Annotated in this window: 18 protein-coding genes and 2 pseudogenes; 9 read left to right on the forward strand and 11 right to left on the reverse strand. The window is 58.5% G+C overall.

The features are described 5' to 3' along the window. The 3 genes from KGB23_RS10190 to KGB23_RS10200 form a co-directional block, all read right to left on the reverse strand. Positions 1-482 (reverse strand): DUF2955 domain-containing protein (locus tag KGB23_RS10190; RefSeq protein ID WP_411741494.1); only part of this gene is annotated, 482 nt, incomplete at its 3' end. A gap of 4 nt (positions 483-486) precedes the next feature. Next, on the reverse strand, positions 487-1,626 hold the full coding sequence (locus KGB23_RS10195; protein WP_223430960.1) for an HlyD family secretion protein: 1,140 nt from the start codon (positions 1,624-1,626) through the stop codon (positions 487-489). Then, positions 1,623-3,176, reverse strand: coding sequence for an efflux transporter outer membrane subunit (locus KGB23_RS10200; protein ID WP_223430961.1), 1,554 nt, complete (start codon positions 3,174-3,176; stop codon positions 1,623-1,625). The genes KGB23_RS10195 and KGB23_RS10200 overlap by 4 nt, the downstream gene beginning before the upstream one ends. A 118-nt stretch (positions 3,177-3,294) precedes the next feature. On the opposite strand from KGB23_RS10200, the gene KGB23_RS10205 reads away from it, so the two are divergent. From KGB23_RS10205 to KGB23_RS10220, 4 genes are all read left to right on the forward strand, one after another. Further along, complete coding sequence (locus KGB23_RS10205; protein ID WP_223430963.1) at positions 3,295-3,819, forward strand: transporter suffix domain-containing protein; 525 nt, start codon at positions 3,295-3,297, stop codon at positions 3,817-3,819. A gap of 164 nt (positions 3,820-3,983) precedes the next feature. Continuing rightward, the gene (locus tag KGB23_RS10210; RefSeq protein WP_223430964.1) at positions 3,984-4,508 is read left to right on the forward strand and encodes a cupin domain-containing protein; all 525 of its coding nucleotides are present in this window, start codon (positions 3,984-3,986) and stop codon (positions 4,506-4,508) included. A gap of 265 nt (positions 4,509-4,773) precedes the next feature. Beyond that, positions 4,774-5,001 carry an AbrB/MazE/SpoVT family DNA-binding domain-containing protein gene (locus KGB23_RS10215; RefSeq protein ID WP_223430966.1) on the forward strand — a complete coding sequence of 76 codons (228 nt, stop codon included), beginning with the start codon at positions 4,774-4,776 and terminating at the stop codon, positions 4,999-5,001. A gap of 269 nt (positions 5,002-5,270) precedes the next feature. Further along, positions 5,271-6,254, forward strand: a complete 984-nt coding sequence (locus tag KGB23_RS10220) for a hypothetical protein (protein WP_223430968.1) — start codon at positions 5,271-5,273, stop codon at positions 6,252-6,254. Between the two features lie 142 nt (positions 6,255-6,396). Here KGB23_RS10220 and KGB23_RS10225 read toward each other — a convergent pair. From KGB23_RS10225 to KGB23_RS10240, 4 genes and pseudogenes are all read right to left on the reverse strand, one after another. Further along, a pseudogene (locus tag KGB23_RS10225) lies at positions 6,397-6,551 on the reverse strand (LysE family translocator); the annotation flags it as partial. Between the two features lie 6 nt (positions 6,552-6,557). Further along, entirely contained in the window at positions 6,558-6,773 is a 216-nt protein-coding gene (locus KGB23_RS10230) for a hypothetical protein (RefSeq protein WP_103393408.1), read from the reverse strand. Positions 6,774-6,939: 166 nt separating this feature from the next. After that, the gene (locus KGB23_RS10235; RefSeq protein ID WP_150658081.1) at positions 6,940-7,713 is read right to left on the reverse strand and encodes a ParA family protein; all 774 of its coding nucleotides are present in this window, start codon (positions 7,711-7,713) and stop codon (positions 6,940-6,942) included. A 527-nt stretch (positions 7,714-8,240) separates the two neighbouring features. Continuing rightward, positions 8,241-9,563: a PLP-dependent aminotransferase family protein gene (locus tag KGB23_RS10240; RefSeq protein ID WP_223430970.1), complete on the reverse strand. Its 1,323-nt coding sequence runs from the start codon at positions 9,561-9,563 to the stop codon at positions 8,241-8,243. Between the two features lie 128 nt (positions 9,564-9,691). On the opposite strand from KGB23_RS10240, the gene KGB23_RS10245 reads away from it, so the two are divergent. From KGB23_RS10245 to KGB23_RS10255, 3 genes and pseudogenes are all read left to right on the forward strand, one after another. Next, entirely contained in the window at positions 9,692-10,102 is a 411-nt protein-coding gene (locus KGB23_RS10245) for a VOC family protein (protein ID WP_223430971.1), read from the forward strand. Beyond that, a complete protein-coding gene (locus KGB23_RS10250; protein ID WP_223430973.1) occupies positions 10,096-10,725 on the forward strand; it encodes a LysE family translocator in 630 nt (209 codons plus the stop codon). Before KGB23_RS10245 ends, KGB23_RS10250 begins: the two co-directional genes overlap by 7 nt. Before the next feature lie 29 nt (positions 10,726-10,754). After that, positions 10,755-11,231, forward strand: a pseudogene (locus KGB23_RS10255) (IS3 family transposase); the annotation flags it as partial. 13 nt (positions 11,232-11,244) lie between these two features. Here KGB23_RS10255 and KGB23_RS10260 read toward each other — a convergent pair. Further along, positions 11,245-11,889, reverse strand: coding sequence for a dTMP kinase (locus KGB23_RS10260; protein WP_223430974.1), 645 nt, complete (start codon positions 11,887-11,889; stop codon positions 11,245-11,247). Positions 11,890-12,255: 366 nt separating this feature from the next. Between KGB23_RS10260 and KGB23_RS10265 the strand changes: the two genes are divergently transcribed. Continuing rightward, the gene (locus tag KGB23_RS10265) at positions 12,256-12,525 is read left to right on the forward strand and encodes a DUF1652 domain-containing protein (protein WP_223430975.1); all 270 of its coding nucleotides are present in this window, start codon (positions 12,256-12,258) and stop codon (positions 12,523-12,525) included. 271 nt (positions 12,526-12,796) lie between these two features. After that, on the forward strand, positions 12,797-17,623 hold the full coding sequence (locus KGB23_RS10270) for a M10 family metallopeptidase C-terminal domain-containing protein (protein WP_223430977.1): 4,827 nt from the start codon (positions 12,797-12,799) through the stop codon (positions 17,621-17,623). 204 nt (positions 17,624-17,827) lie between these two features. Here the strand turns inward: KGB23_RS10270 and KGB23_RS10275 are convergent, their stop codons facing one another. From KGB23_RS10275 to KGB23_RS10285, 3 genes are all read right to left on the reverse strand, one after another. Continuing rightward, complete coding sequence (locus KGB23_RS10275; protein ID WP_223430978.1) at positions 17,828-19,192, reverse strand: HlyD family type I secretion periplasmic adaptor subunit; 1,365 nt, start codon at positions 19,190-19,192, stop codon at positions 17,828-17,830. Beyond that, positions 19,185-20,906 (reverse strand): type I secretion system permease/ATPase, encoded by a 1,722-nt coding sequence (locus KGB23_RS10280; protein WP_223430980.1) that lies wholly within the window; start codon positions 20,904-20,906, stop codon positions 19,185-19,187. Before KGB23_RS10280 ends, KGB23_RS10275 begins: the two co-directional genes overlap by 8 nt. 317 nt (positions 20,907-21,223) lie before the next feature. Continuing rightward, a complete protein-coding gene (locus KGB23_RS10285) occupies positions 21,224-22,459 on the reverse strand; it encodes a saccharopine dehydrogenase family protein (RefSeq protein ID WP_223430982.1) in 1,236 nt (411 codons plus the stop codon). Between the last annotated feature and the right edge of the window lie 2 nt (positions 22,460-22,461).

A 22,461-nucleotide genomic window follows, 5' to 3' on the forward strand; every position in this document is an offset into this window, starting at 1 on the left:
GCATTGGGTGGGTCCGGGAATAAGCCATGACTGAGCGCCACGACGACAACGGCAAGCAGTAAACCCTTGACCAGTGCGCCGATGACCATCGCCGCCAGATCGTATTCGGCGATACCGGCCGAGGAAATCATGGTCAGGCCAATCACCAGGAAGGTCATGATCAAGGCGTTGCCGCCGCGCAGGCCAAAGCGGAACGCCAGGAACAGACCGACACTGATCAATAGCACGCCGCTGACGGGGTAATAACGCAGGACCGGGATCAATAGCAGGCCGATGCCGGTGGTCAACATGGCGGCCAGTGCGAGAACCAGTCCGGCCTTGAACGGCAGCGGGCGATTGACCGAGGCCAGCAACAGCAGACAAAGCACCGGCGCCATAAAAGGAATCGGCAAGCCGAGGCCGAAACTGGCGGTGAGGCTTAACGCCGTGCCGGTGGCCAGGCGCAGTGCGCGTTGATCCCGTGGCGTGCGCCGAGTCGACATACCCTTAATAGGCATAGCTCAGCCAGCTCATGAACCCCACAAACACGTGGCCGAGTGGGTTCAGCGGATTGCCCTCGGTGGGGAAGGCCATGACTTCGGCCTGCCCTCCGGCACGGATGGCGCGACCGTCACGCAGTATGTCCATTGAGTCTTTGGAAAACTCGATAATCACCGGGAAGCGCTGGGCCGGACGCAACCAATCGCGGCTGTTCTGCACACTGGGAAGCGTGCCGGGCGCTGGCGTCTGGCCCACGCTGACGCCGTAACCGACGCTGCGCACGCGGCCTTCGAAAACCTCGCCCGGCAGAGCATCCAGAACAATCGAAACCGGTGTATCGAGCTTCACCAGACCGAGGTTGTTCTCGGTCATGTCCGCGCTGATCCACACATCATGAATGGCGATCAGGGTCATGACCGGGCTGCCGGCCGCGGCGAATTGCCCAGCGTCAGTGCGCAGATCCGTAATCAGTCCGGCCGAGCGAGCGCGAATCTGCGTGTTGGACAGATCCAGTTCGGCTTTGGACAACGCCGTGGCGGCACTGCGCAGCAAGGCGTTGTCTTCCTCGCTGCCACCTTCCTGCTCACGCGCGCGCTGCACTTCGGCGCGGGCAGCGGCGACCTGGCTGACCGCTTGTTCGCGGTTGGCGCGAGACACTTCGAGCAGGCGTACGGAAATGGTGCCGGGGTCTTCGCGATACAAACCCTCAAGACGCTGATTGTCCTGGCGCGCCTTGAGTTCATTGGCCTGGGCGGCGCGCAGGTTGGCTTGCGCCGAGGCGATACCGGCGGTGCTCGCACCGATCTGTCGGCGGGTCGATTCAAGGTCAGCACGCGCACGGTCGACGGCAATCTGGTACGGCTGAGGGTCCACCTCGAACAGGATTTCGCCGGCCTTGACGTCCTGGTTGTTGCGCACGTTCACCCGGATCACGCGGCCCGCCACTTCCGAGGCAACAGGAATCACAAAGGCCCCCACCCGGGCCTGTTGTGTATAGGGTGTGAAACGATCCGCCAACAGGTACCAGGTCAGACTCAAGAGGATCAGCAGTAGCACCCACTTGATGCCTTTTTTCGCCGGGTCGGCAGCCGGCGCTGGCGCCTGGGTGACAGGTGTCTCGGGCGTGGGCTTGGCGGCTTCACTCATTGGTCTTTTACCTTGTAAGACATTGGAATGGCAGGTTGTTCAGTGGCGGGCTCTTCCAGCAGATCGCCCCAGTCGGTACGTTTTTCCATTTGCTGGCGGGTGGCTGGATCAACTTTCGGCTGGGCGCTGTACCAGCCACCGCCCACGGCTTTGTACAAGGCAATGACATTACTCACGGCATTGCTGCGGGCGACCAGATAATTGTCCTGTTGTTCGAGCAAGGCACGCTGCGCATCCAGCACCCGCTGGAAGTCCGAATATCCTTCGCGATACTGCGCGCTGGCCAACACCAGCGAGCGTTTGGCTGCCACTTCAGCCTCACCCAGAATGCGTTCGCGCTCCAGGGATTTGATCAGGCCATAAGCCGCATCGTCCGCCTCGCGTGCCGCCTGGCGAACCTTGTCGCGGTAAGCCTCGATCAGTTGCTGCAACCGCGCATCCTGCACGCGCACGTTGTTGCTGATCTGGCCGTGATCGAACAGATTCCAACGCAGACTGGGGCCGCCGATCAAATCCAGATTCCGAGGCGTGCCACTGAGCGTGTCGGTGGACCAGATGATGCTGCCCAGCAAGGTCAGCGACGGATAGAAATCGCTCTCGGCCACACCGATCAGCGCTGACTGGGCGGCGACACTAAGCTCGGCGGCGCGCACGTCGGGCCGACGCAGGAGCAGGTTGGCCGGTACATCTTGCAACACGGCACGGTCGACCAGCGGGATCAATCCCACATTCTCGACCAGTTGCGGCAGCGCGCCGGGCGGCTGACCAATCAATACCGCCAACGCATTGCGCGTGCGCTGGCGCTGATCTTCGAAGTTGGGGATGGTGCTCAACGTACCCAGGTACTGGGTCCTGGCTTGTTGCAGGTCGAGCTCGGCGGTTTGGCCGCTATTAAAGAGTTTCTCGGTGATCTCGAAGTTGCGCTTTTGCTGTTTGGCGTTTTCCCGGGCGACGCGTAAACGGGCCTCGGTGGTACGCAGCGAGAAATAGGTATCGGCCACTTGCGCGCGCAGCAGGACGAGCACGTCTTCATAGTTGGCCTGGGCGGCGAAGTAGCTGGCATCGGATGACTCGATGGCGCGACTGAAGCGGCCCCAGAAGTCCAACTCCCACCCCACGTCGAACCCCACGCTGTGTTGCCAGAAGTGGCTGTCTTGCGGGTTGGTCCCGCCGGATTGCCTGCGGTTGAAGTAAAGACTGTCGACACTGGCTTGCTGTAGTTGCGGGTAAAGACCGCTTTGAGCAATACCGAGTTGGGCGCGGGCTTCCATGACGCGCAGGCCGGCGATTTTGAGGCTGGAGTTGCGTGCATCCGACTCGGCAATCAAATGATTGAGGACCGGATCGGCGAAGATTTGCCACCACTGACGCAGATCCGGGTTCAGTCCGCGCTGGCTGGATTGCTCAAGGGCAGGGGTGCTCCAGTGTTTGACCCATTCTTCGCCGGGCGGCTGGAAGTCCGGCCCAAGCCGTACGCAGCCACTGAGGCCGAATACGCCAAGCAGCACGAACCGGCCAGGCCAATTCAGCAGGGTTGTACCTGGATGCATTACGCATTTCCCGACCAACAAAGATCACTGGAGCATAGCCGTCCAAATGGGCACACGGCTGCTACGCTTTTTAAGCGCCATCAAATCTACTGTGATCTGTTAGAAAGGTACGACGATTATGAATAACACCCCAGGTGTTGTTGAACCCCATTCAGCCGGTTGGCGCTTTAAGTTGGGCATTGTCATTATCTGCTTGATGCTGGGTTCCTGGCTGTTGGTGCCACTCGCAGCGGCAGCCGATGTGCCGGGTTCAAAGATCGCTGCACTGACCGGCGTGCTGTTCATCAGCAACAAAATCCTGTTGATCATCGTTATTGCGGTGATGGGCAAAGCCGGATTCCAGCAGTTAAAGCGCAGCCTGTTCGGTTATGTGTCCTCACTTGCTCCTAGCACAGAAGTCGAAGTGGGCCCATGGCGTCACAGAGTTGGCATCGTTATGTTCTTTGTGCCACTGATTTCTTCCTTTCTTGAACCCTACGTCGACAGCATTTGGCCGGGGCTCAGACCCAACCTCTGGCAAGTTCAAGCACTGGGTGACGTCATGCTAATTGGCAGCTTTTTCGTATTGGGGGGGAATTTCTGGGAGAAAGTGCGCGCCTTGTTTATTCGCACGGCTCGTGTCGCAAACACAAGTGCAGCGTGAACAACAATAGTGGGCGAGGGTAGTGAGTACTCGTGCGTTCAAGCTCTAATGGCTAGCTCTACTAAAGAGCTATTTAGCATAGTTATTATTAATCATGTGTATAGCCATAATAGAGCAAGCGCATTAATTGCGCGCTATTTCAAAGGCTGGAGGGCTCAATCAACATGACTACCAACACCTTTGATAGACACATTCCCAGCGCAGAGGCTGTGATCGCAGCACTGAACCTGGAACCCCACATGGAAGGCGGTTTCTACCGCAGAACCTTTCAAACCGATCACCACGCGATGGTTGAGACCGCTGGGGGCCGGCGCTACCTGATGACATCCATTTACTACTTGCTGACCAAGGATTCGCCGATAGGTCATTTTCATCGGAACCAATCGGACATCGTGCATTACTACCATGTCGGAGATGCGATTCAGTACAACCTGATTTTTCCAGACGGCACATTAAAAACGGTTGTGATGGGCACCGATATAATCGCCGGACAATGTCTGCAGTTGCATGTGCCTGGCGGCGTCTGGAAAGCTTCGCAGCTTACAAATGGACTGGCAGGATACGGCCTGATCAGCGAAGCGGTTACACCTGGGTTTGATTTTGCAGATATGGAGCTGGGCAGTCAGCAAAAGCTTACCGAGCAATTTCCTGAACACGCGGAGCTGTTTGAGAAGCTGATGGGAGAATGAGGGCTGGGGTGAATTGATCGCCTCAAAATCTGCGTGCAAAACCGGGCTAATCTCGAAACACATTGTTACGTGTAATGTATATTATGTTAAATGATGTGTCAGGGCGGAACTTTTACAATATTCGAGACCAGCAGCACGTGGGTCTGCTGAGTCAATTCATGCTCAATTCCAAGCATCCCTGCCAATACCTCAATCAGGTAGGTTTCTATGCCTCCACCCAATATCCGATGCGGAAGGATACGGCGTTCCTGGCGCACCCGGACCTATGAAAATCATGATCGAAGAATGGGATGGGGACGGTGCAATTCGAATCCCAGACGAAGCGATGCAGGAGCTGGAGCTTGATGTTGGCGACTCGCTGTATTTGATAGAGGAATTTGTCGGCAACACGCGTTGCCTAGTCCTATCAAAAACACCTCAGATTGCGGATCGAATAGACAAGCTGACTGAGGCCTGGGATAGCGGACAGCGTGGCAACGCCGAGGTGAAATAAGGCATCCGTAATACGCTTCTTGAATCAATCATGACGGGCCAACTGTGGAGTGACTCGCCCAGGGCATGTGAAGACTTGGGGTCGAGCCGGGCTCAAGCCCGAAAGAGCGATAACAAAAATAGCTTTAGCTTCCTTGCCCATCAAATCTTTGATGAGTCTCACGCAAGCACTCCCCTCTCCAGTCTACCGATAGGATCGAGTACAGCGCTCGTTTCCAGCCTTGTCCTCACCATATTCAGTAGAGTCGATGCGATGCGCAGATTCGCAATATGACTCTCCGTGAGGCGCTGCACTGCACCGGTTCTACTAATCTATACCAGTGGCTCACCTACTTTGCGGCGCAGCTGAGGTTGATGATGAGAGGCCTGATTAGCGGACTTGATATTTTCCAGCAAGAAATTCTCCGTGGCGACCATATGCACGCCATCACTTGCATGACCGAGCTGCTAACGGAGTACCGCCAAAGTTTGCCCGACACGCTCTGGCAGGACGACATAGTCGATCAATGTCGTGAACATCCGATTTTTCAACTACTCCAGGAAGACCCCTACACCTTACGAGCTTTCAAAAAACCCAGAGGCTACCCAGGGGACGCTGTAATGCTGGATTACGCCTACTTTCAGAATCCTCCTCCCGACTCCAGCGCGATCGGAAAATTAATGTTCGAGGTTGTCACCTCAAGCCCAAACGCGCTGAGCGTACGCTGGCGTCGTGAGCACATTGCAGGCTTGATTGAGCGGCTGGCGTCCCATCGGGAAGCGCTTTCCATCATGAGCGTCGCTTGTGGCCACTGCCGAGAACTGGAGCTTCTCAAACCAGAGACCCGACAGCGGATCCAGCGCTTCGTCGCATTTGATAATGACGCAGAGACGCTGGCGGCTGCCACTCTAGCTTGCTCGAAAATCATCAAGTGGCAGTGCAATGTCAAGAAGCTGCCTGAAAGTGATGATTACGATGGATTCGACTTCATCTACAGCATTGGCATCTATGACTACCTAAATCGCGCCCAGGCAATGGCGCTTACAGCTTGGCTGATGGGTAAACTGAATCCAGGAGGGAAACTCCTGATCGCAAACTTTACACCGGACAACTGGGGGCGGGGCTACATGGAAGCTTTCATGGACTGGAAGCTCGTGCTCAGGACGCGCGAACAGATGAGGGCGTTCATACCTGCGGACTCATCACCACATTCCTGCTTGTATTTCGACCCCTATCGCAATGTGATCTACCTACTACTCACCCGGAGCTGTTGACGCCGAGGCCAAGTTGACCCGCGTGCCGACGGTCTCGCTAGCATGTGCGTACTCGCACCTGAAACCGCTGCATGCCTAAGCAAACTGCATGTGGCATCTGACGCCTATCATTCAGGATCATCTACGGGTAGCCGCCCTCCTCTTATGCAGCCTGTCGACGCAGGGTCAGGATGGCTGCTCCGAAGCAGATGAACATCGCCCCAACTACCCGGCTGACCATCGGGATAGCTCGGAATAGGTCAACACGCCCTTGGCCCAAGAGACCAGTGCGGCATACCGACTAAGAAACGTCTCCGAGCCCAATCATGCGAGCTTTATCGCTCCGCCCTGGATATCGTCACGCGCCATTCGTAAGTCATTAGCGTCCTGGTTGAGCCGGTGAATCATGTTGAGCAACCGTTGGCGTAGCACTTCGTCTTGGAGCTGCTCAGCAGCACGCATCACATCAAGCGCCGCTGCCTCATTGTTGGTGGCAACGGCGTCGAGCAGTTTGCGCATGCTTCTTGATGGTCGATTCATCTCCAACTCCTTGGATTTCAGTGACACGAATCATATGGCCAGAATGTTTCGTCAATATTTCAGCTGCACGAACTGGCTTGAATTACCGACTCCGGCTCATTTGATGCTAGCCGGAGGGAGAACCTGAGGGGGCAATTACGCTAGTAGCAACCCGTCATTGATGAAGCTAAGCGGCTCGCTCCAGAGCATCCAGCAAACCAAAAAACTCCCGAGAAAGCTTATGCCGAGGGGCCAAATGGATGATGGGTACTGAAGCTTCGTGAGATTCGCGCATCTTGACGGAGCTGCTTAGGTACACCGGTAGCACAGGTAAACCTTCGGCCAATAACTCATCAACGAGATTTTGATGAAGCCTAGTGTGCCCCGTGAACTGGTTGACCACTACCCCCTCTACTTTCAGTGTTTCATTGTGATCAAGACGTAGCTCCTCTACCTGCGCGATGACGCGATACAGCGCCTGGCGAGAAAAGCTGTCGCAATTGAATGGGATTAGCAAACTGTCCGCAGCCACCAGCGCGCTGAATGTGTAGAAGTTGAGAAACGGGGGTGTATCGATATAGATGCGCTCATAGTCCTCGGACAGTTCAACCAGGAGCTTGCGCAGCTTATTGATCTTGTATTTGGACTCGAGTTTTGACTGGAGGTCTGACAGTTCAGGACTGGCAGTCACCAAGTGAAGGTTGTCGTAAGAGGTCTCGGTTATGACCACGCGATTCCTTCGACCTTCGAAGCCGCCGGATAGTGTTTGTTTGAAAAAATCGGCGATGCCCGAAGGGATGCTCTCGTTGATCAGGCCCGTGAGATAGTGTGTCGAATTTGCCTGAGGATCGAGATCAACCAAAAGCGTTCGGTAGCCTTCGGCAGCACTCGCTGCGGCAAGATTGCAGGCAATGCTGGATTTTCCAACGCCCCCTTTCTGATTGAATACAACACGACGCATGGGGCTTGCTCATCCATGAAAAAGGCCGAAGGCCGACTGAAAGAAGGTGTAAGAAGTCATGTCAATTCTATGACCGTAACATTACAGTTTTACGACGGCGATAGCGGAAGCTGAATACTAGAGCGATTGACTGCCAGCACAGAACGGCAGCAAATCACACCGATATCAGCCCCTTAACCGGGCTGGGAAATGTCATGACTCGAACAACGACTTTGAACACAACCTCCCCCTCTCACCGCCCGCAATGTCTACCAGGTACTGAAGGACGTCGCGCTGGGCACACGCATCACGACAAGAACCAGTAGCCAGTCTTTGAGCGAAATCTACAACGGCCTGTGGTATTTGTTGCGAACTTATCGATGCCTGGTGAGGCAAAGGGCAGCTGTTATCGCATATACGGAGGAGGACTGCTGTAGAGGCATATCAAGTAAGGGGTAGCCAATCACAGCGATGTAAACGAGAGCTTAGCGCACGCCAGTAGCAATAATCCTACGTGGCGAAAGAACATGATGGTATGAAAACTCAAACTAATAGCCGCAGGCAACTCTCACTTTTTTCAGGGCGAGTTCAAGCGTTTCAACAGGCACCGATCCCAGCGCCACGCGCAGCGCATTAGGCGCATGGGATGCAGCAGAAAACGGCTCTGCTGTCGTGACCAAAATGTTGTCGCGCCGCAATGCAGCAGCAATGCTCTCGGCCCGCATGTCTTCGGGTAATGGTAGCCACAGGAAGTAGGCGTTTGGATGCGCGACCAGGTTGATGCCGCCGAAAATGCGGCGGGCAAGTCGTTGTCTATTCGCGGCGTCTTTGCGCTTCAACTCTTCCAGGTCATCCACCACGCCTTCTTCGATCCAGCGACACCCCAGTTCGACGGTGATCGATGGCGAACTCCATGTGGAGGCTCGCACCGCTTGCTCGAGCGCAGGGATGAGCGATACAGGCGCTGCGATGAATCCGATTCGCAAGCCCGAGGCGACGCTTTTGGAAAGGCCGGAAACGTAGATCGTGCGATTCGGTGCGAGCATGAACAACGGCTTCGGCGCCGGCTCGGCTAGAAACGCATAGGCGCCGTCCTCGATCAGCGCAAAATCGTGTTCCTCGGCCAGCGCAACCAAACGCTTACGGTCGGCAGCCGGCATGATCGATCCCAGCGGATTGTGTAGGGTTGGCATCGCATAAAACGCGCGTACCGGACGCCGCTTGCAACTTGCCGCGAGCGCGTCGAGATTGGTCTTGCCATCAGCCAACGGTATAGGCAGAAGCTCAATGCGATGGGCGACGGCCAGCGCTTTGATGCCCGGGTAGGTGAGCGCGTCGACAGCGAGCACGTCGCCCGGCTTGAGTATCGCCATCATCGCGAGCGCCAGCCCTTGCTGCGCGCCATTGACGATCAACACCTGCGATCCGGGGACTCGAATCCCTCGATTGCGAAGATGTATCGCAGCGATTTCTCGTTCATGCGCACGCCCGCCATGGGGGGCGTTGCGCAACAAGGCGTCCAGATCGCCCGACGATGCGAGGCTGCGCAGTGCCTGCCTCAGCAACTCTGCTTGCCCGGGAACCGCTGGATTATTGAAGGTCAGGTCAATTATTCCCGCTTCGGATGCCGTTTGCAGACCGAGGTCGCGTGGAAGAGATGTGTCGCGCACGAAGGTGCCACGCCCCATTTCACCCACCACCAGGCCCATCGATTCCAACGTGCGGTAAACGCGAGCTGCTGTCGCAAGCGCAATGCCATGTTCGCTCATCAATGTGCGTACCGTCGGGAGTTGGGTTCCAGGGCGCAAACGTCCGCTGCGAATGTTTTCCGCTACCTGGTCAGCAATGGTTTTGTACCGTGGCATCGTCATTGAATGTACCTAGAACAATTCTTTGTGTGTATCAAGTGGCGAGCGTAGGCTCCACTACCTCACAAAACAAGGAGGCGAGCTCGGCGCGCAGGACGCAACCGTTCCAGTGGCGTCGAATCGATTGAGACATGTTCAGTCACGTTACTGTGGGATGCACCGACCTCGAAAGAGCATCGGCTTTTTATGACGCCGTGCTTGCGCCACTCGGGCTGATCCGCCGTGTGGTGACCCCGGATGGAGGCCCCGCCTCGGCTTGCTGGGTGCATCCAACCCACACACTGCCCAGGTTCTATGTCTACTTGCCGCGTGATGGCCTTGCGGCCACGCCGGGCAATGGCAGCATGCTCGCGTTTCATGCCGAAACGCCCGACAGCGTACGCACGGCCTACACCGGGGGGATTCTGCTGGGGGGTACTGATGAAGGCACTCCGGGTGAGCGGCCCTGGTATGGCGAGGGCTACTACGGCGCCTACCTTCGAGACCCTGATGGCAACAAGCTTCACATCGTCTATCGCGGCGATCTGGAGCACACATGGTAGAGCCATCGACGCTACTGCTGTTTGCGGGGGCGGTGTTGCTGTTGCTGATGTCTCCCGGCCCCAACATGGCCTTCGTGATTGCGCACGGCGCGAGCTACGGCTGGCGTGGCGGCGTCGTTGCTGCATTGGGAATTGGCGCAGCTGACCTCGTGTTGACCGCGCTCACCGCAGCCGGTCTCACGGCCGCAATAGCGCAGTGGCCACCGTCGTTCGACCTGATCCGCTGGGCCGGTGCGTTCTATCTGCTCTGGATGGCCTGGAAGGCCATACGGGTTCGTGCCGGACTTCCACTCCACTCCACCATCCAGGCCTCGCTGATGTCGGTGTTCATTCGTGCGATGCTGAACTCTTTGCTCAACCCGAAAGCGCTGCTGTTCTTCATGGTGTTTTTGCCGCAGTTCGTTGTTCGGGGCAGTTCTCCGGTCGCACAGCAAATCCTGATGCTGGGGCTGGTGTTGACACTGATCGCGACCTTTTTCCACGTCGCGCTAGGCCTGGTGGGGGGAATCATCCGGGGTTACGCGTCCCACAAAGGCGAGTCCGCGAAGTGGCAGTCGCGGGGCCTGGCATTCGTATTGGTGTTGCTTGCGGTTCGCCTGGCGTTCACCTCGCGGCCGGCATGAATTCTGAGTCGGACAGGGATGAGCCCATGCAAAGTCGCAGTGCTGCGGGCAGCCGCAGCATCTTGTCGATGATGCGTGAAGACGGTGAGCAACTGGGCTGGTTCAAAGTACGTAGCTTAATGCGCGAACTTGAGCTTGTGAGCAAACAACCTGGTTCTCACGCCTATAAACGAGCGACGGTTGAACGACTGGATATCCCGAATACGTTGAATAGGGAGTTCGATGTCCCCGCGCCCAATCAGGTCTGGTGCGGCGACATTACTTACATCTGGGCCCAGGGCAAATGGCACTACCTGGCTGTTGTGCTGGATCTTTGTGCGCGTCGGATAGTGGGCTGGGCATTGTCGGAAAAGCCGGACGCCGAGCTGGTTATCAAGGCGCTGGACATGGCCTACCAGCAATGTGGAAGGCCTCAGGGGTTGCTGTTTCACTCGGATCAAGGGTCGCAGTATGCGAGCCGTTTATTCCGCCAGCGGCTCTGGCGTTATCGAATGCGCCAGAGCATGCCTGCATTCACCACTACAAGCCGGCGCAGAGAACTTCGCCTACAGGGCAGCGAAGGACTTTATAGATCTCAGAAATCACCTGCATCGTTGCGTCTTCGATCGTTCCTTCATTACGGCATAAAACCCAGCCGTGATCTGCAATCGCTCGCTCGAACGCCTTGGTACAAGCGACATGTTCTTCCAGCTTATGGATGACAGTGCTGCTCAGCCCACGCCGTCGTGCCGCTGCCCTCGCCCATGAAATTTCAGGGGCGGTGACAACCCCGACATGCAGATCTGGCACTCGCACGTTTCGATCAATGTTCAACTGCAGAATCTCTGCAAACGGGACTATCCGGCGAAACGCGGCATCAGACGGGTACCAGCGATCGATCAAGATGATGCTGCCTGGTGGCTGTTTAGCCAGCACGTGCCGGGAAATCCAGGTACGGCTATCAGCAAAGCGCTCACAAACCTCCAACTCCAAATCCCGGGTGGGATTTCTGACGAGTTTGTTTACGAGGGTCATTGTTTCCCCCCTATAGGGATCGCTTTTTTTCTCGCACAGTCGGATCACCTTTTTGTTGTCTGCCCTCAGTGCTTTCGTAACGGCCTCCAACAGTGTGGTTTTGCCGGCTCCCTTGGGCCCATCTAGAGAAACAAACAGCGGACGATTCATTTTTCACATAACGATTGATATACGGTTTTTTTTGCCCTGTTCGTTCGCTGAAACCGCTTGGCGCGACGATGCGAAGCGAGTGGAGGGTCCTTACGAACAGACATTGATGAACACTCTAACCTCTCGCGCATTGCTGCCTAAAACTTTCTCAGAAAAAGCCCCGTCTGAACGACCGCGACGAATGCGCTGCCTTTCAGAGCCACCAGAGAAAAACGGTCTAATCCCTCGGGGGGTTCAGGAATACACTGAATAAGAGGCTCTTGGCCAAATGTGTTTAGGGAGCCTACCAAGCATCTACTTTCCAGGAGCTTTCCCACCCACGTCTGACAAAAGTCATTTGGCTGACTCCCGTCAAGGTATGTCGCCATGTTATCTACTCTGGAACTACGCCACCTCGTAGAGCAAAGCTTCCTCCCGACTCGCTGCGACTGTACGGTCGATCCACCTGCGGCGCTGACCGTTCGTTTTTATCACGACACCTCCAATCAAGAAATCCTCACTGTCACCGGGATCCCGATTGCCCCGCTCAACAACGGTTTTGCCATCGAGACCCTTATCGCAGATCTGCGAAGCGACCTTGAACGTGTCAGCGCTGCCGTTCCTTGCTACTTGGCGAATCCTTCTGCCAAAAGGTAGCTGCGAAAACGAAGGTAATAAAAAGCACGGCCGCTAATACCTATATTCCGCCGCTCACGCCTTCCACTGCGGCATCGCTCGCTAACTGAGCGAGCGTCAACAGAGCGTTACTTTTACGAAACACCTCACAACCGCTAATCAGTTAGTTCGGTTTTTTGACGCTTCCCCGATATGCGGTCACAACTTTTGCGCTCCGTTGGGTCATAACACGGTAGCTGTCGATGGAATATTGGCATCTACCGAGGTTTTCGCCTGATACGGAGATAAGCTCATGATTTTCAATGTACAAAATTTTGGCGCCAAAGGAGATGGCATTACAGACGACACGGCGGCGATACAAAGTGCGATTAATGCAGCGGCCGCCGCAGGTGGTGGGCAGGTGTATATGCCGACCGGAACTTATATCGTTTCGGGAGGTGAGGAACCCTCCGACGGTTGCCTGATGCTCAAGAGCAACGTCTACCTGTACGGCGACGGTATGGGCGAAACCACCGTCAAGGTGGCTGACGGCTCCGACACCAAGATCACGGGTATCATCCGCTCAGCCTATGGCGAGGAAACCCACGACTTTGGCGTCAGCAACCTCACCATCGACGGCAACCGTAACAACACCACGGGCAAGATCGACGGTTGGTTCAACGGCTACATTCCCGGCGAAGCAGGCTACGACTCCAACGTCACCCTCGACAGCGTCGAGATAAAAGATTGCTCCGGGTACGGTTTCGACCCCCACGAGCAGACCGTCAACATGGTCATCAAGAACAGCGTGTCCCACGGCAATGGCCTGGACGGCTTCGTTGCTGACTTCCTCAGCGACAGCACCTTCGAAAACAACGTCGCCTACGACAATGACCGACACGGTTTCAACGTCGTCACCAGCACCCACGATTTCACCATGACCAATAACGTCGCCTACGACAACGGCGGCAATGGCATCGTGGTGCAGCGCGGCAGCGAGGACATCCCCTCCCCCAGCAACATCACCATCACCGGTGGCGAGGTGTACGGCAACGGCGCCGAAGGGGTGCTGATCAAACTGTCCAGCGAGGTGACCGTCAGTGGCGTCGAGATTCACGACAACGCCAGCGCCGGGATCCGCATCTACGGCAGCAACCACGTCGAGATCATCGACAACACGCTCAACAACAATTCCCTGGGCAACCCCGTACCGGAAATCATCATCCAGTCCTACGACGACACCGCGGGCGTGTCCGGCAAGTACTTCAACGGCAGCGACAACACGATCCAGGGCAACATCATCAGCGGCAGCAACCTGTCGACCTACGGCGTTGCAGAGCGCAATGAAGACGGCACCGATCGCAACGCCATCATCGGCAACACCATCAGTCACACCAGCAACGGTGCCACGCTGGTCTATGGTGACGGCAGCTACGTCAGCGCCACGGTGCCGATGACCACCGTGCAAGGCACGGCTGGCAACGACACCCTGCTGGGCAGCGCCGCCAGCGAAATTTTCTTCGGCGGTGCCGGCAATGACACCATCAATGGCGGGGCCGGTGGCGACATTCTGGTGGGGGGTGCAGGCATCGACAAACTCACCGGCGGTACCGGCGCCGATACGTTCCGTTTTGTCATTCAGTCCGACAGTTACCGCAACGCAACCGCAAGCTTCGATGACACCATCACCGACTTCGACGTCACCCAGGACAAGATCGACCTCGCCGGCCTCGGCTTCACGGGCCTGGGCAATGGCCGTGGCGGCACCTTGCAGGTCAGCTACAGCGCCAGCAACGACCGCACCTACATCAAGGATTACGATGCCGACGCCAGCGGCAATCGCTTTGAGTTGATTCTCTCTGGCAACCTCGCCAGCACCCTGACCGCCAGCAATTTCATCTTCAATCGGGTGGTCACTGGTACCAGCGGCAGCGACTCGCTGCTGGGTAGCGATTCGGCCGACACCCTGCTCGGCCTCGCGGGTAACGACAGCCTCAATGGCGGCGCGGGCGACGACAGGCTCGACGGTGGCGCCGGTATGGACACCCTCACCGGTGGCGCCGGGGCGGACACCTTCGTGTTCTCCAACCGTCTGGACAGTTATCGCAACTACAACACCGGCGGCGCCAACCTTGGCGACCTGATCACCGATTTCGATATCACCGCCGACAAGATCGACCTCTCGGCCATGGGCTTCACCGGCCTGGGTGATGGCAAGAACAACACCGTGTACCTGGTGCTCAACAGTGCCGGCACCAAGACGTACATCAAGTCCCTGACCGCCGACGCCAATGGCAACCGCTTCGAAGTGGCACTGGACGGCAACTACCTTGGTAAGTTGACCAGCGCCAATTTCGTTTTTGCCACTTCGCCAACGGTCAACCATGCGCCGGTGGTGGCGACGGCGTTGCTGGATCAGAACGCGACCGAGAACACCCCGTTCAGCTACACGGTGCCGGCCACCAGTTTTACCGATCCGGATAACGATAGCCTCAGCTACACCGCGACCCTGGCCGATGGCAGCGCCCTACCCGCTTGGCTGAGTTTCAACGCCACCAGCCTGACCTTCACCGGCACGCCGACCAGCACCGCGTCCGGCAATTACAACGTACTGGTCAAGGCCACCGATCCTTCAGGTGCGTCGGTCAGCGACAGCTACGCCCTGGTAGTGGCCGATGCGCCCACCAACACCATCACCGGCACCAACAATGCCGAAACCCTCAACGGCACGGCGGGCGCAGACCTGATCCTCGGCCTCGGTGGCAACGACACAATCAAGGCCGGCACCGGCGCGGACACCGTCGACGGCGGTGCCGGACGCGACTCGCTGTATGGCGGCGACGGTGCCGACACCTTCCGCTACACCAACGTACTCGACAGCTACCGCGACTATGACACCGGCGGTGTCACGGCCACCGACACGATTTATGACTTCACCGCGGGCGTCGACAAAATCGATGTTTCGGGCCTGGGCTTTATCGGCCTCGGCGATGGCAGCAATGGAACGCTGTACATCACCCTCAACGCGGCCGGCGACAAGACCTACATCAAATCCGCCGAGGCCGACGCCGATGGCAATCGCTTCGAAATCGCCCTCAACGGCAACTACCTCAACACCCTGACCGCCAGCGACTTCGTCTTCGGCGAGCGCGCCCAGCAGAACATCCTCTACGTGCCCACCCTCGGCCAATCCAATGCGCGCCTGCTGCGCATGACGGAGGACGACAATCAGTCCGGCACCTCGACGCTGGTCAACGATCTGGACCGCTACACCACCTATGATGTGCGCAGCCAGTTCACCGACGCCGATGGCAACGGCATCGATATCGCGGTGGGCGGCAGCACGGTCACCGGCCTGTCGACTCTCAGCGCCGAGGAACTCAAGTTGTGCTGGTGGCTGACCGACACCAACCAACCCGGGGCTGCGCTGTTGCGCGCCGTGACGCTGCTGCGGGACCAGCTTACCGAACTGCAATCCATCAATAACGTCACCATGGGCATCATTTGGGGCCAGGGCGAGGAAGCCGCCCAGGAGATCGCCCGCGCCACGGACAAACCAGCGGCAGCAGCGGCCTACAAGGCCGCGACCTTGAAGGTGTTTGATTACCTGCATGCCCAGCTCGGCAACTTCAGCGTATACATGATGGAAACCGGTCACTACGAGCAAGACGCGGCGCGTACCCGTGGTTATTCGGAAGACAAGATTGCCTCCATCGTCGAGGGGGTTGGCTATGTCCGCGCCGCCCAGGAAGCCATCGCCGCCGAGCGCGCCGACGTCAAGCTGGCGGTGGACTACACCGACCTGCCCTTGCGCCACGAAGTCGATCCGCTGGCGTATCCCGACGACGTCTGGCACCTGCACGAGGAGTCGGCGGAGATCGTCGGCCAGCGCCTGGCCGACTACATTGCCAATGACCTTGGCTTCCAGGGCAACCCCAACGACAACAACAGCGTGCAGGACATTTTCGACAACGCTCAGAACATGATTTCCGGTACTAGCCAGGCGGATACCCTGGTGGGCAGTTCGGGCAACGACAAACTGGATGGTGGCCTGGGTGCCGACACCATGACCGGTGGTGATGGCAACGACATCTACGTGGTCGATAACACGTCCGACCGCGTCGTGGAAACCAACACCTCGACCTCGCAGATCGATACGGTGCTGGCCTCGGTCAGCTGGACCCTGGGCGCCAATCTCGAGAACCTGGTGCTCACCGGCGTGTCGGCCATCAACGGCACCGGCAATGAGCGGCACAACTTCATCACCGGCAATGCCGCCAATAACGTACTCGATGGTGCCGCAGGGGACGACAGCATGAGCGGCGGCGATGGCAACGACACCTACTATGTCGACAACGCCGACGACGCAGTGATCGAAACCAACAGCAACGCGGCGCTTGGAGGGATCGACAGCGTGCACAGCAGACTGGCGGCCTATACCCTCGGCACCAACGTCGAGCGTCTTTACATTGATAGTACTGGCGCCGCCAATGGCACGGGCAACGCGTTGGACAACACGCTGTTCGCCGGAGCCGGCAACAATGTGCTGGACGGGCGCGATGGCATTGACACGGTGTCCTTTGAGCGCGCCCTGTCCGGCGTTACCGTAAACCTCTCGACGTCAGCGCAACAAAACACCGTGGGGTCTGGGCTCGATACCCTGAAATTCTTAGAAAACGTGACGGGAAGCGCCTACGCCGACAGTCTGTCGGGCAACAGCGCCGCGAACGTTCTGAACGGTGGTGCGGGCAACGATTCGCTGGTGGGAGGTTCGGGCGATGACCGGCTGATCGGCGGTGCAGGCACCGACAACCTCACCGGTGGCACCGGCGCGGATACCTACGCGTTTGGTGTGCTGTCGGACATGGGCGTCGGGGCTTTGCGCGATGTGATCAGCGGCTTCAAGACCACCGAGGGTGATCATCTGGATCTTACCGGCCTGGACGCCAACCCGCTGACCGCCACTGTCGACGCCTTCACGTTCATCGGCAGCAACGCCTTCGACCCCACCAACGCCACCGGCCAACTGCGCTTTGCCGATGGTGTTCTCTACGGCAGTGTCAACGCCGACGCCACCCCCGAGTTCGAGTTCGAATTGGTGGGCGTCCAGGAGCTGCACGCCAGCGACTTTACAGCCTGACCTCTTGTGGGAGCGAGCAGGCTCGCTCCCACAAGGGAATTGCAGTGCCCGAAAAATTGAAGACCACCGCAGACCCAATGTGGCCCGTTGCGCTGCGTAGCGGCGCCAAAGAAGCTAATTGAAGTCAGCCTGACATACCGCGACTGCAGATGTCAGGGCTGCTTCGCAGCCCAACGGGGGATAAATCCCCTCGCCACAACATGCTCATTCCTCTTTGAAGGCAGCAAGCAAGCGTTCGCGCAAAGGTTTCATCAAGTAATTCATCAAGGTGCGCTCCCCCGTCACCACCGTGACATCGGCGAGCATGCCGGGGCGCACCAGCAGGCCGGCGGCCTGCAGAGAGGCGACGGTGTCGGCGGGAATTTCGACCTTGGCGGAAAAGTACGGCTGGTGCGTCTGTTCATTGATCAACTGGTCCGCCGACACCGTAGTCACCGTGCCGGTGATCGTCGGCGTATCCACCCGTTGCAGCGCGGTGAAATGCACATGCACCGGCAGACCCGGGCGCAACTTATTGGCCATCAGCGGCTCGAAACGCGCGGTGATCGCCATCGGCGCATCCAGCGGCACCACCTGCATCAGGGTTTGGCCGGCCTGCGCAACGCCCCCGACCGTATGAATGTTCACGTCCATGACCTGCCCGGACACCGGCGCACGGATCGCACCGTTGTCGACTTCAAACTGCAAGGCACGAATCTGATCGGCAAAACCTGCCGCCTCGGCAGAGACCTCGCTGAGCTGGGTTTCGGCATCGCGGCGAAATTCCTGCTGCGCCTGCAAGGCCTTTAGCCGGCTTTCATTGATCGCCTGGCGGGTCCTGCCGACATCGCCCACTCCGGAGGAAATCTGCCCGGCCAACTGGGCCGCGTTGCGCTCGGCCTCGAAGAGTTTATTGCGCGGAATGTAACCTTCACGGGCCAAACCACGCAGGCCTTCCAGCTCTTGCTGCTGGAAGCGCATCTGCGTGTCGTAGTTGCGCTTGACGCCTTCGTAGCCGAGCAATTGCTGCTGCAATGCCGCGACTTCGTGTTCGATGATTTGCAAGCGGCTGCCCAGCTCTGCGCGGCGAGTCAGAAACAACTGGCTCTGCAAGGCCATGGCCGCCTTGACCCGCGGCTCGTGCGCATGTTCCAGCAGTTCAGCGGGCCATTGAATCTCGGCAGAACCCAGGCGCTCGGCAATCAACCGGGCCTCGACGCTGCGATCGTTGAGCAACTTGCCCAGGGTCACGTCCAGTTGTGACTGCGCCTGCACCGTATTGAGCTGCACCAGCAACTGCCCCTGGGTGACGCGGTCGCCATCGCTGACCAGCAGCTTTTCCACCACCCCACCGACCAACGACTGCACAGCCTTGCGTTCGCCCGCCACCACCACGGTGCCGCTGCCCACGACACCTTGGTCGAGCGGCGCCAGGCAGGCCCAGAGCAGGAAGCCGCCCAGCGTCAGGACCAGAAAACCCACACCATAGCGCGCCGCACCGCCGGCGTCGGTACTGGCGCTGGGCAGCGCCGTGGTGTTGCGCACGCTCAGACCTTGCTCGATTTGTGCCTCAGGGGTCAGATCAAGCATCTTCGCCAGCCCCCCTGACCGCGGCCGTCCTAGGCACCGGCATCAATGCCTTGAGCACCCGATCCCGTGGGCCGAATGCTTGTTGAGTGCCGTCCTTGAGTACCAGAATGTGATCGACCACCGCCAGCACATTAGGCCGGTGGGTAATCAGCACTACGGTGCTGCCAGCAGCCTTGAGCGCACTGATGGCCTGCACCAGTGCCAGTTCTCCGGCTTCATCGAGGTTGGAGTTGGGTTCATCGAGCACGATCAGTGACGGGTGCCCATAGAGTGCTCGAGCCAGGCCGAGGCGTTGCTTTTGTCCACCGGACAAGCCAAGCCCGCCGGGGCCCAGCGGCGTGTCGTAACCCTTGGGGAACCTCAGGATTATCTCGTGAATGCCGGCGTGACGCCCGGCGGCGATGATCTTGTCGGCGTCCTGCTCGCCGAAGCGGGCAATGTTGTCGGCCACACTGCCGTCGAACAGCTCGATGTCCTGCGGCAGGTATCCAAGGTGCGGGCCCAGAGCGTCGTGGGACCATTGACTGATCTCGGCGTCGTCCAGGCGCACCGAACCGCCCATGGCCGGCCATACGCCGACCATCGCCCTGGCCAGTGTTGATTTACCACTGGCGCTGGGGCCGACGACGGCGAGTACATCACCTTTGGCCAGGCTGAAATTGATGCCCCGCAGGATCGGTTGCGAGGCGCCGGGCGGGCCGACATACAATTGCTCCAGGCGCACTGCCCCGGTGGGCGGTGGCAAAGGCATGCGCAGGCGCTCGCGCGGATGCTGGGCAAGCAGTTGACTCAGGCGCTGGTAGCTCTGGCGGCCGGAGTTGAATTGCTTCCACGAGCCAATGGCGATTTCCACGGGTGCCAGGGCACGCCCCAGCAGCAGCGACATCGCAATCATCATGCCCGCCGACAATTGGCCTTCAAGCACCAGCAACGCCCCCAGGCCCAGGGCTAGAGACTGTCCGGAAATGCGCACGAAACGGGTCATCGAAGTGATGCGCGCGCCGCGGTCGCTGGCATGGGCCTGGGCGGCAATGATGCGTTGCTGCAGCAGACTCCAACGCTGGCGCAACGGCCCGAGCATGCCCAGGGCCTGGATGACTTCGGCATTTTGTAACGTGCTGTTTACATAGATCGACGACTGCACGCCCAGGCGATTGGCTTCGCCCAAACGTGTGCGAGTCGCCAACTCGCCCCACAGCGCCAGGCTGATCAGCACCAGCGCCAGAACCAGCGTCAGCACGCCGAACCAGGGATGAAAGATGAACGCCACCAGCAGGAAGATTGGCAACCACGGCGCATCGAGCAAGGCGATCAGGCCCTGGCCGGTGATCAACTGCCGCAGCGTCGCCAGATCGGTGAGCACCTGCGCCGGGTTAGCGTTGTGCTCGCGCAGGCTGCGGGTGAAGGCAGCGTCGAAAATCCGCTCGCCCAAGGCATCGTCCAGCCCCGCGCTCATGCGAATCATCACCTCGCCACGTGCCCACTCGATCAGGGCGCTGAACATGAACAATCCCAGGGCGATCAAGGTGAGCATGAACAAGGTGGTTTCGTTGCGGCTGGTGAGGACCCGGTCGTACACCTGCATCATGTAGAGCGACGGCACCAGCACCAGCAGGTTGATCACCCCACTGAACAGCGCCAGCGACCAGAACACTCGGCGATAGCTTAATAAAGCGGCATCAATGTCATGACGCGGATCGAGAAGCAAACCCATAGAGTGTCGCCCGCAAAAGGAAAAGTCGGTCCAGGACGCAATCCATCGCGAGTTTTTTTGCCCCAAGGCATTGGAGAAAACACTAAACGTAGCCGGATGCGCCGCTATCAGAGACGATCCTCGTCGCTTCAGGCGCCAGTTACTGACCACGCAACCACGGGTTAGTGCCGGTTCGACGGGCCGGGTTTCCATGTGGGTGACGGGCGGGAATGTTGCATTCCCCACAACGCACAAACCAAAACGCCGCTCAATGAGCGGCGTTTTTGCGTATGGAGCGGGAAACGAGGTTCACCTGTATGTGGCGAGCCTCAAGCGTTTCAGCTCCACGGACGATCTCCATTCTCGTCCTTGATGCGGGTCGGCAGGCCCATCACATCCAGGGCCTTGAGGAACGGCTCAGCCGGAAGCTCCTCGACGTTGGCCATGCGCTGCACGTCCCACTCGCCGCGGGCGACCAGCAGGGCTGCTGCCACGGGCGGCACGCCTGCGGTATAGGAAATGCCCTGGCTGTCAGTTTCCGCGTAAGCGTCTTCATGATCAGCCACGTTGTAGATGAACACCTCGCGCGGCTGGCCATCCTTGGTGCCCTTGACCAGGTCGCCGATGCAGGTCTTGCCGGTGTAGCCAGGCGCCAGCGAGCTCGGGTCAGGCAGCACGGCCTTGACCACTTTCAGCGGCACGACTTCCAGGCCTTCGGCGGTCTTGACCGGTTGCTCGGAGAGCAGGCCGAGGTTCCTGAGCACGGTGAACACATTGATGTAGTGCTCGCCGAAGCTCATCCAGAAACGCACGTTGGGCACGTCGAGGTTCTTCGACAGCGAGTGCACTTCATCGTGGCCGGTCAGGTACAGGTTCTGCGCGCCTACGACCGGCAGGTAGTCGGTGCGTTTGACTTCGAACATCGTGTTGCTGGTCCACTGGCTGTTCTGCCAGCTCCACACTTGTCCGGTGAATTCGCGGAAGTTGATTTCCGGGTCGAAATTGGTGGCGAAATACTTGCCATGGGAACCGGCATTGACGTCGAGAATGTCGATCGAATCAATGCGGTCGAAATACTGTTGTTGCGCCAGTGCTGCATAGGCGTTGACCACACCCGGGTCGAAGCCCACGCCGAGAATGGCGGTAATGTTCTTCTCTTTGCACTCTTCGAGGTGGTTCCACTCGTAGTTGCCATACCAGGGCGGCGTCTCGCAGATTTTGCCCGGTTCTTCGTGAATGGCGGTGTCCAGATAGGCCACGCCGGTATCGATGCAGGCGCGCAGCACCGACATGTTGAGGAAGGCGGAACCGACGTTGATGACGATCTGCGATCCGGTTTCGCGGATCAGCGCCTTGGTCGCTTCGACATCCATAGCGTTCAGCGCGAAGGCCTGGATATCGGCGGGCACTTTGAGGCTGCCCTTGGCCTTGACGCTGTCGATGATGGCCTGGCACTTGGAGATGTTGCGCGACGCGATAGCAATACGACCGAGTTCATCGTTGTGCTGCGCGCACTTGTGGGCCACCACCTTGGCGACACCTCCTGCACCAATGATAAGCACGTTCTTCTTCAATT

Source organism: Pseudomonas sp. GL-B-26, assembly GCF_019947405.1.
In the GTDB taxonomy this organism is placed as follows: Bacteria; Pseudomonadota; Gammaproteobacteria; order Pseudomonadales; family Pseudomonadaceae; genus Aquipseudomonas.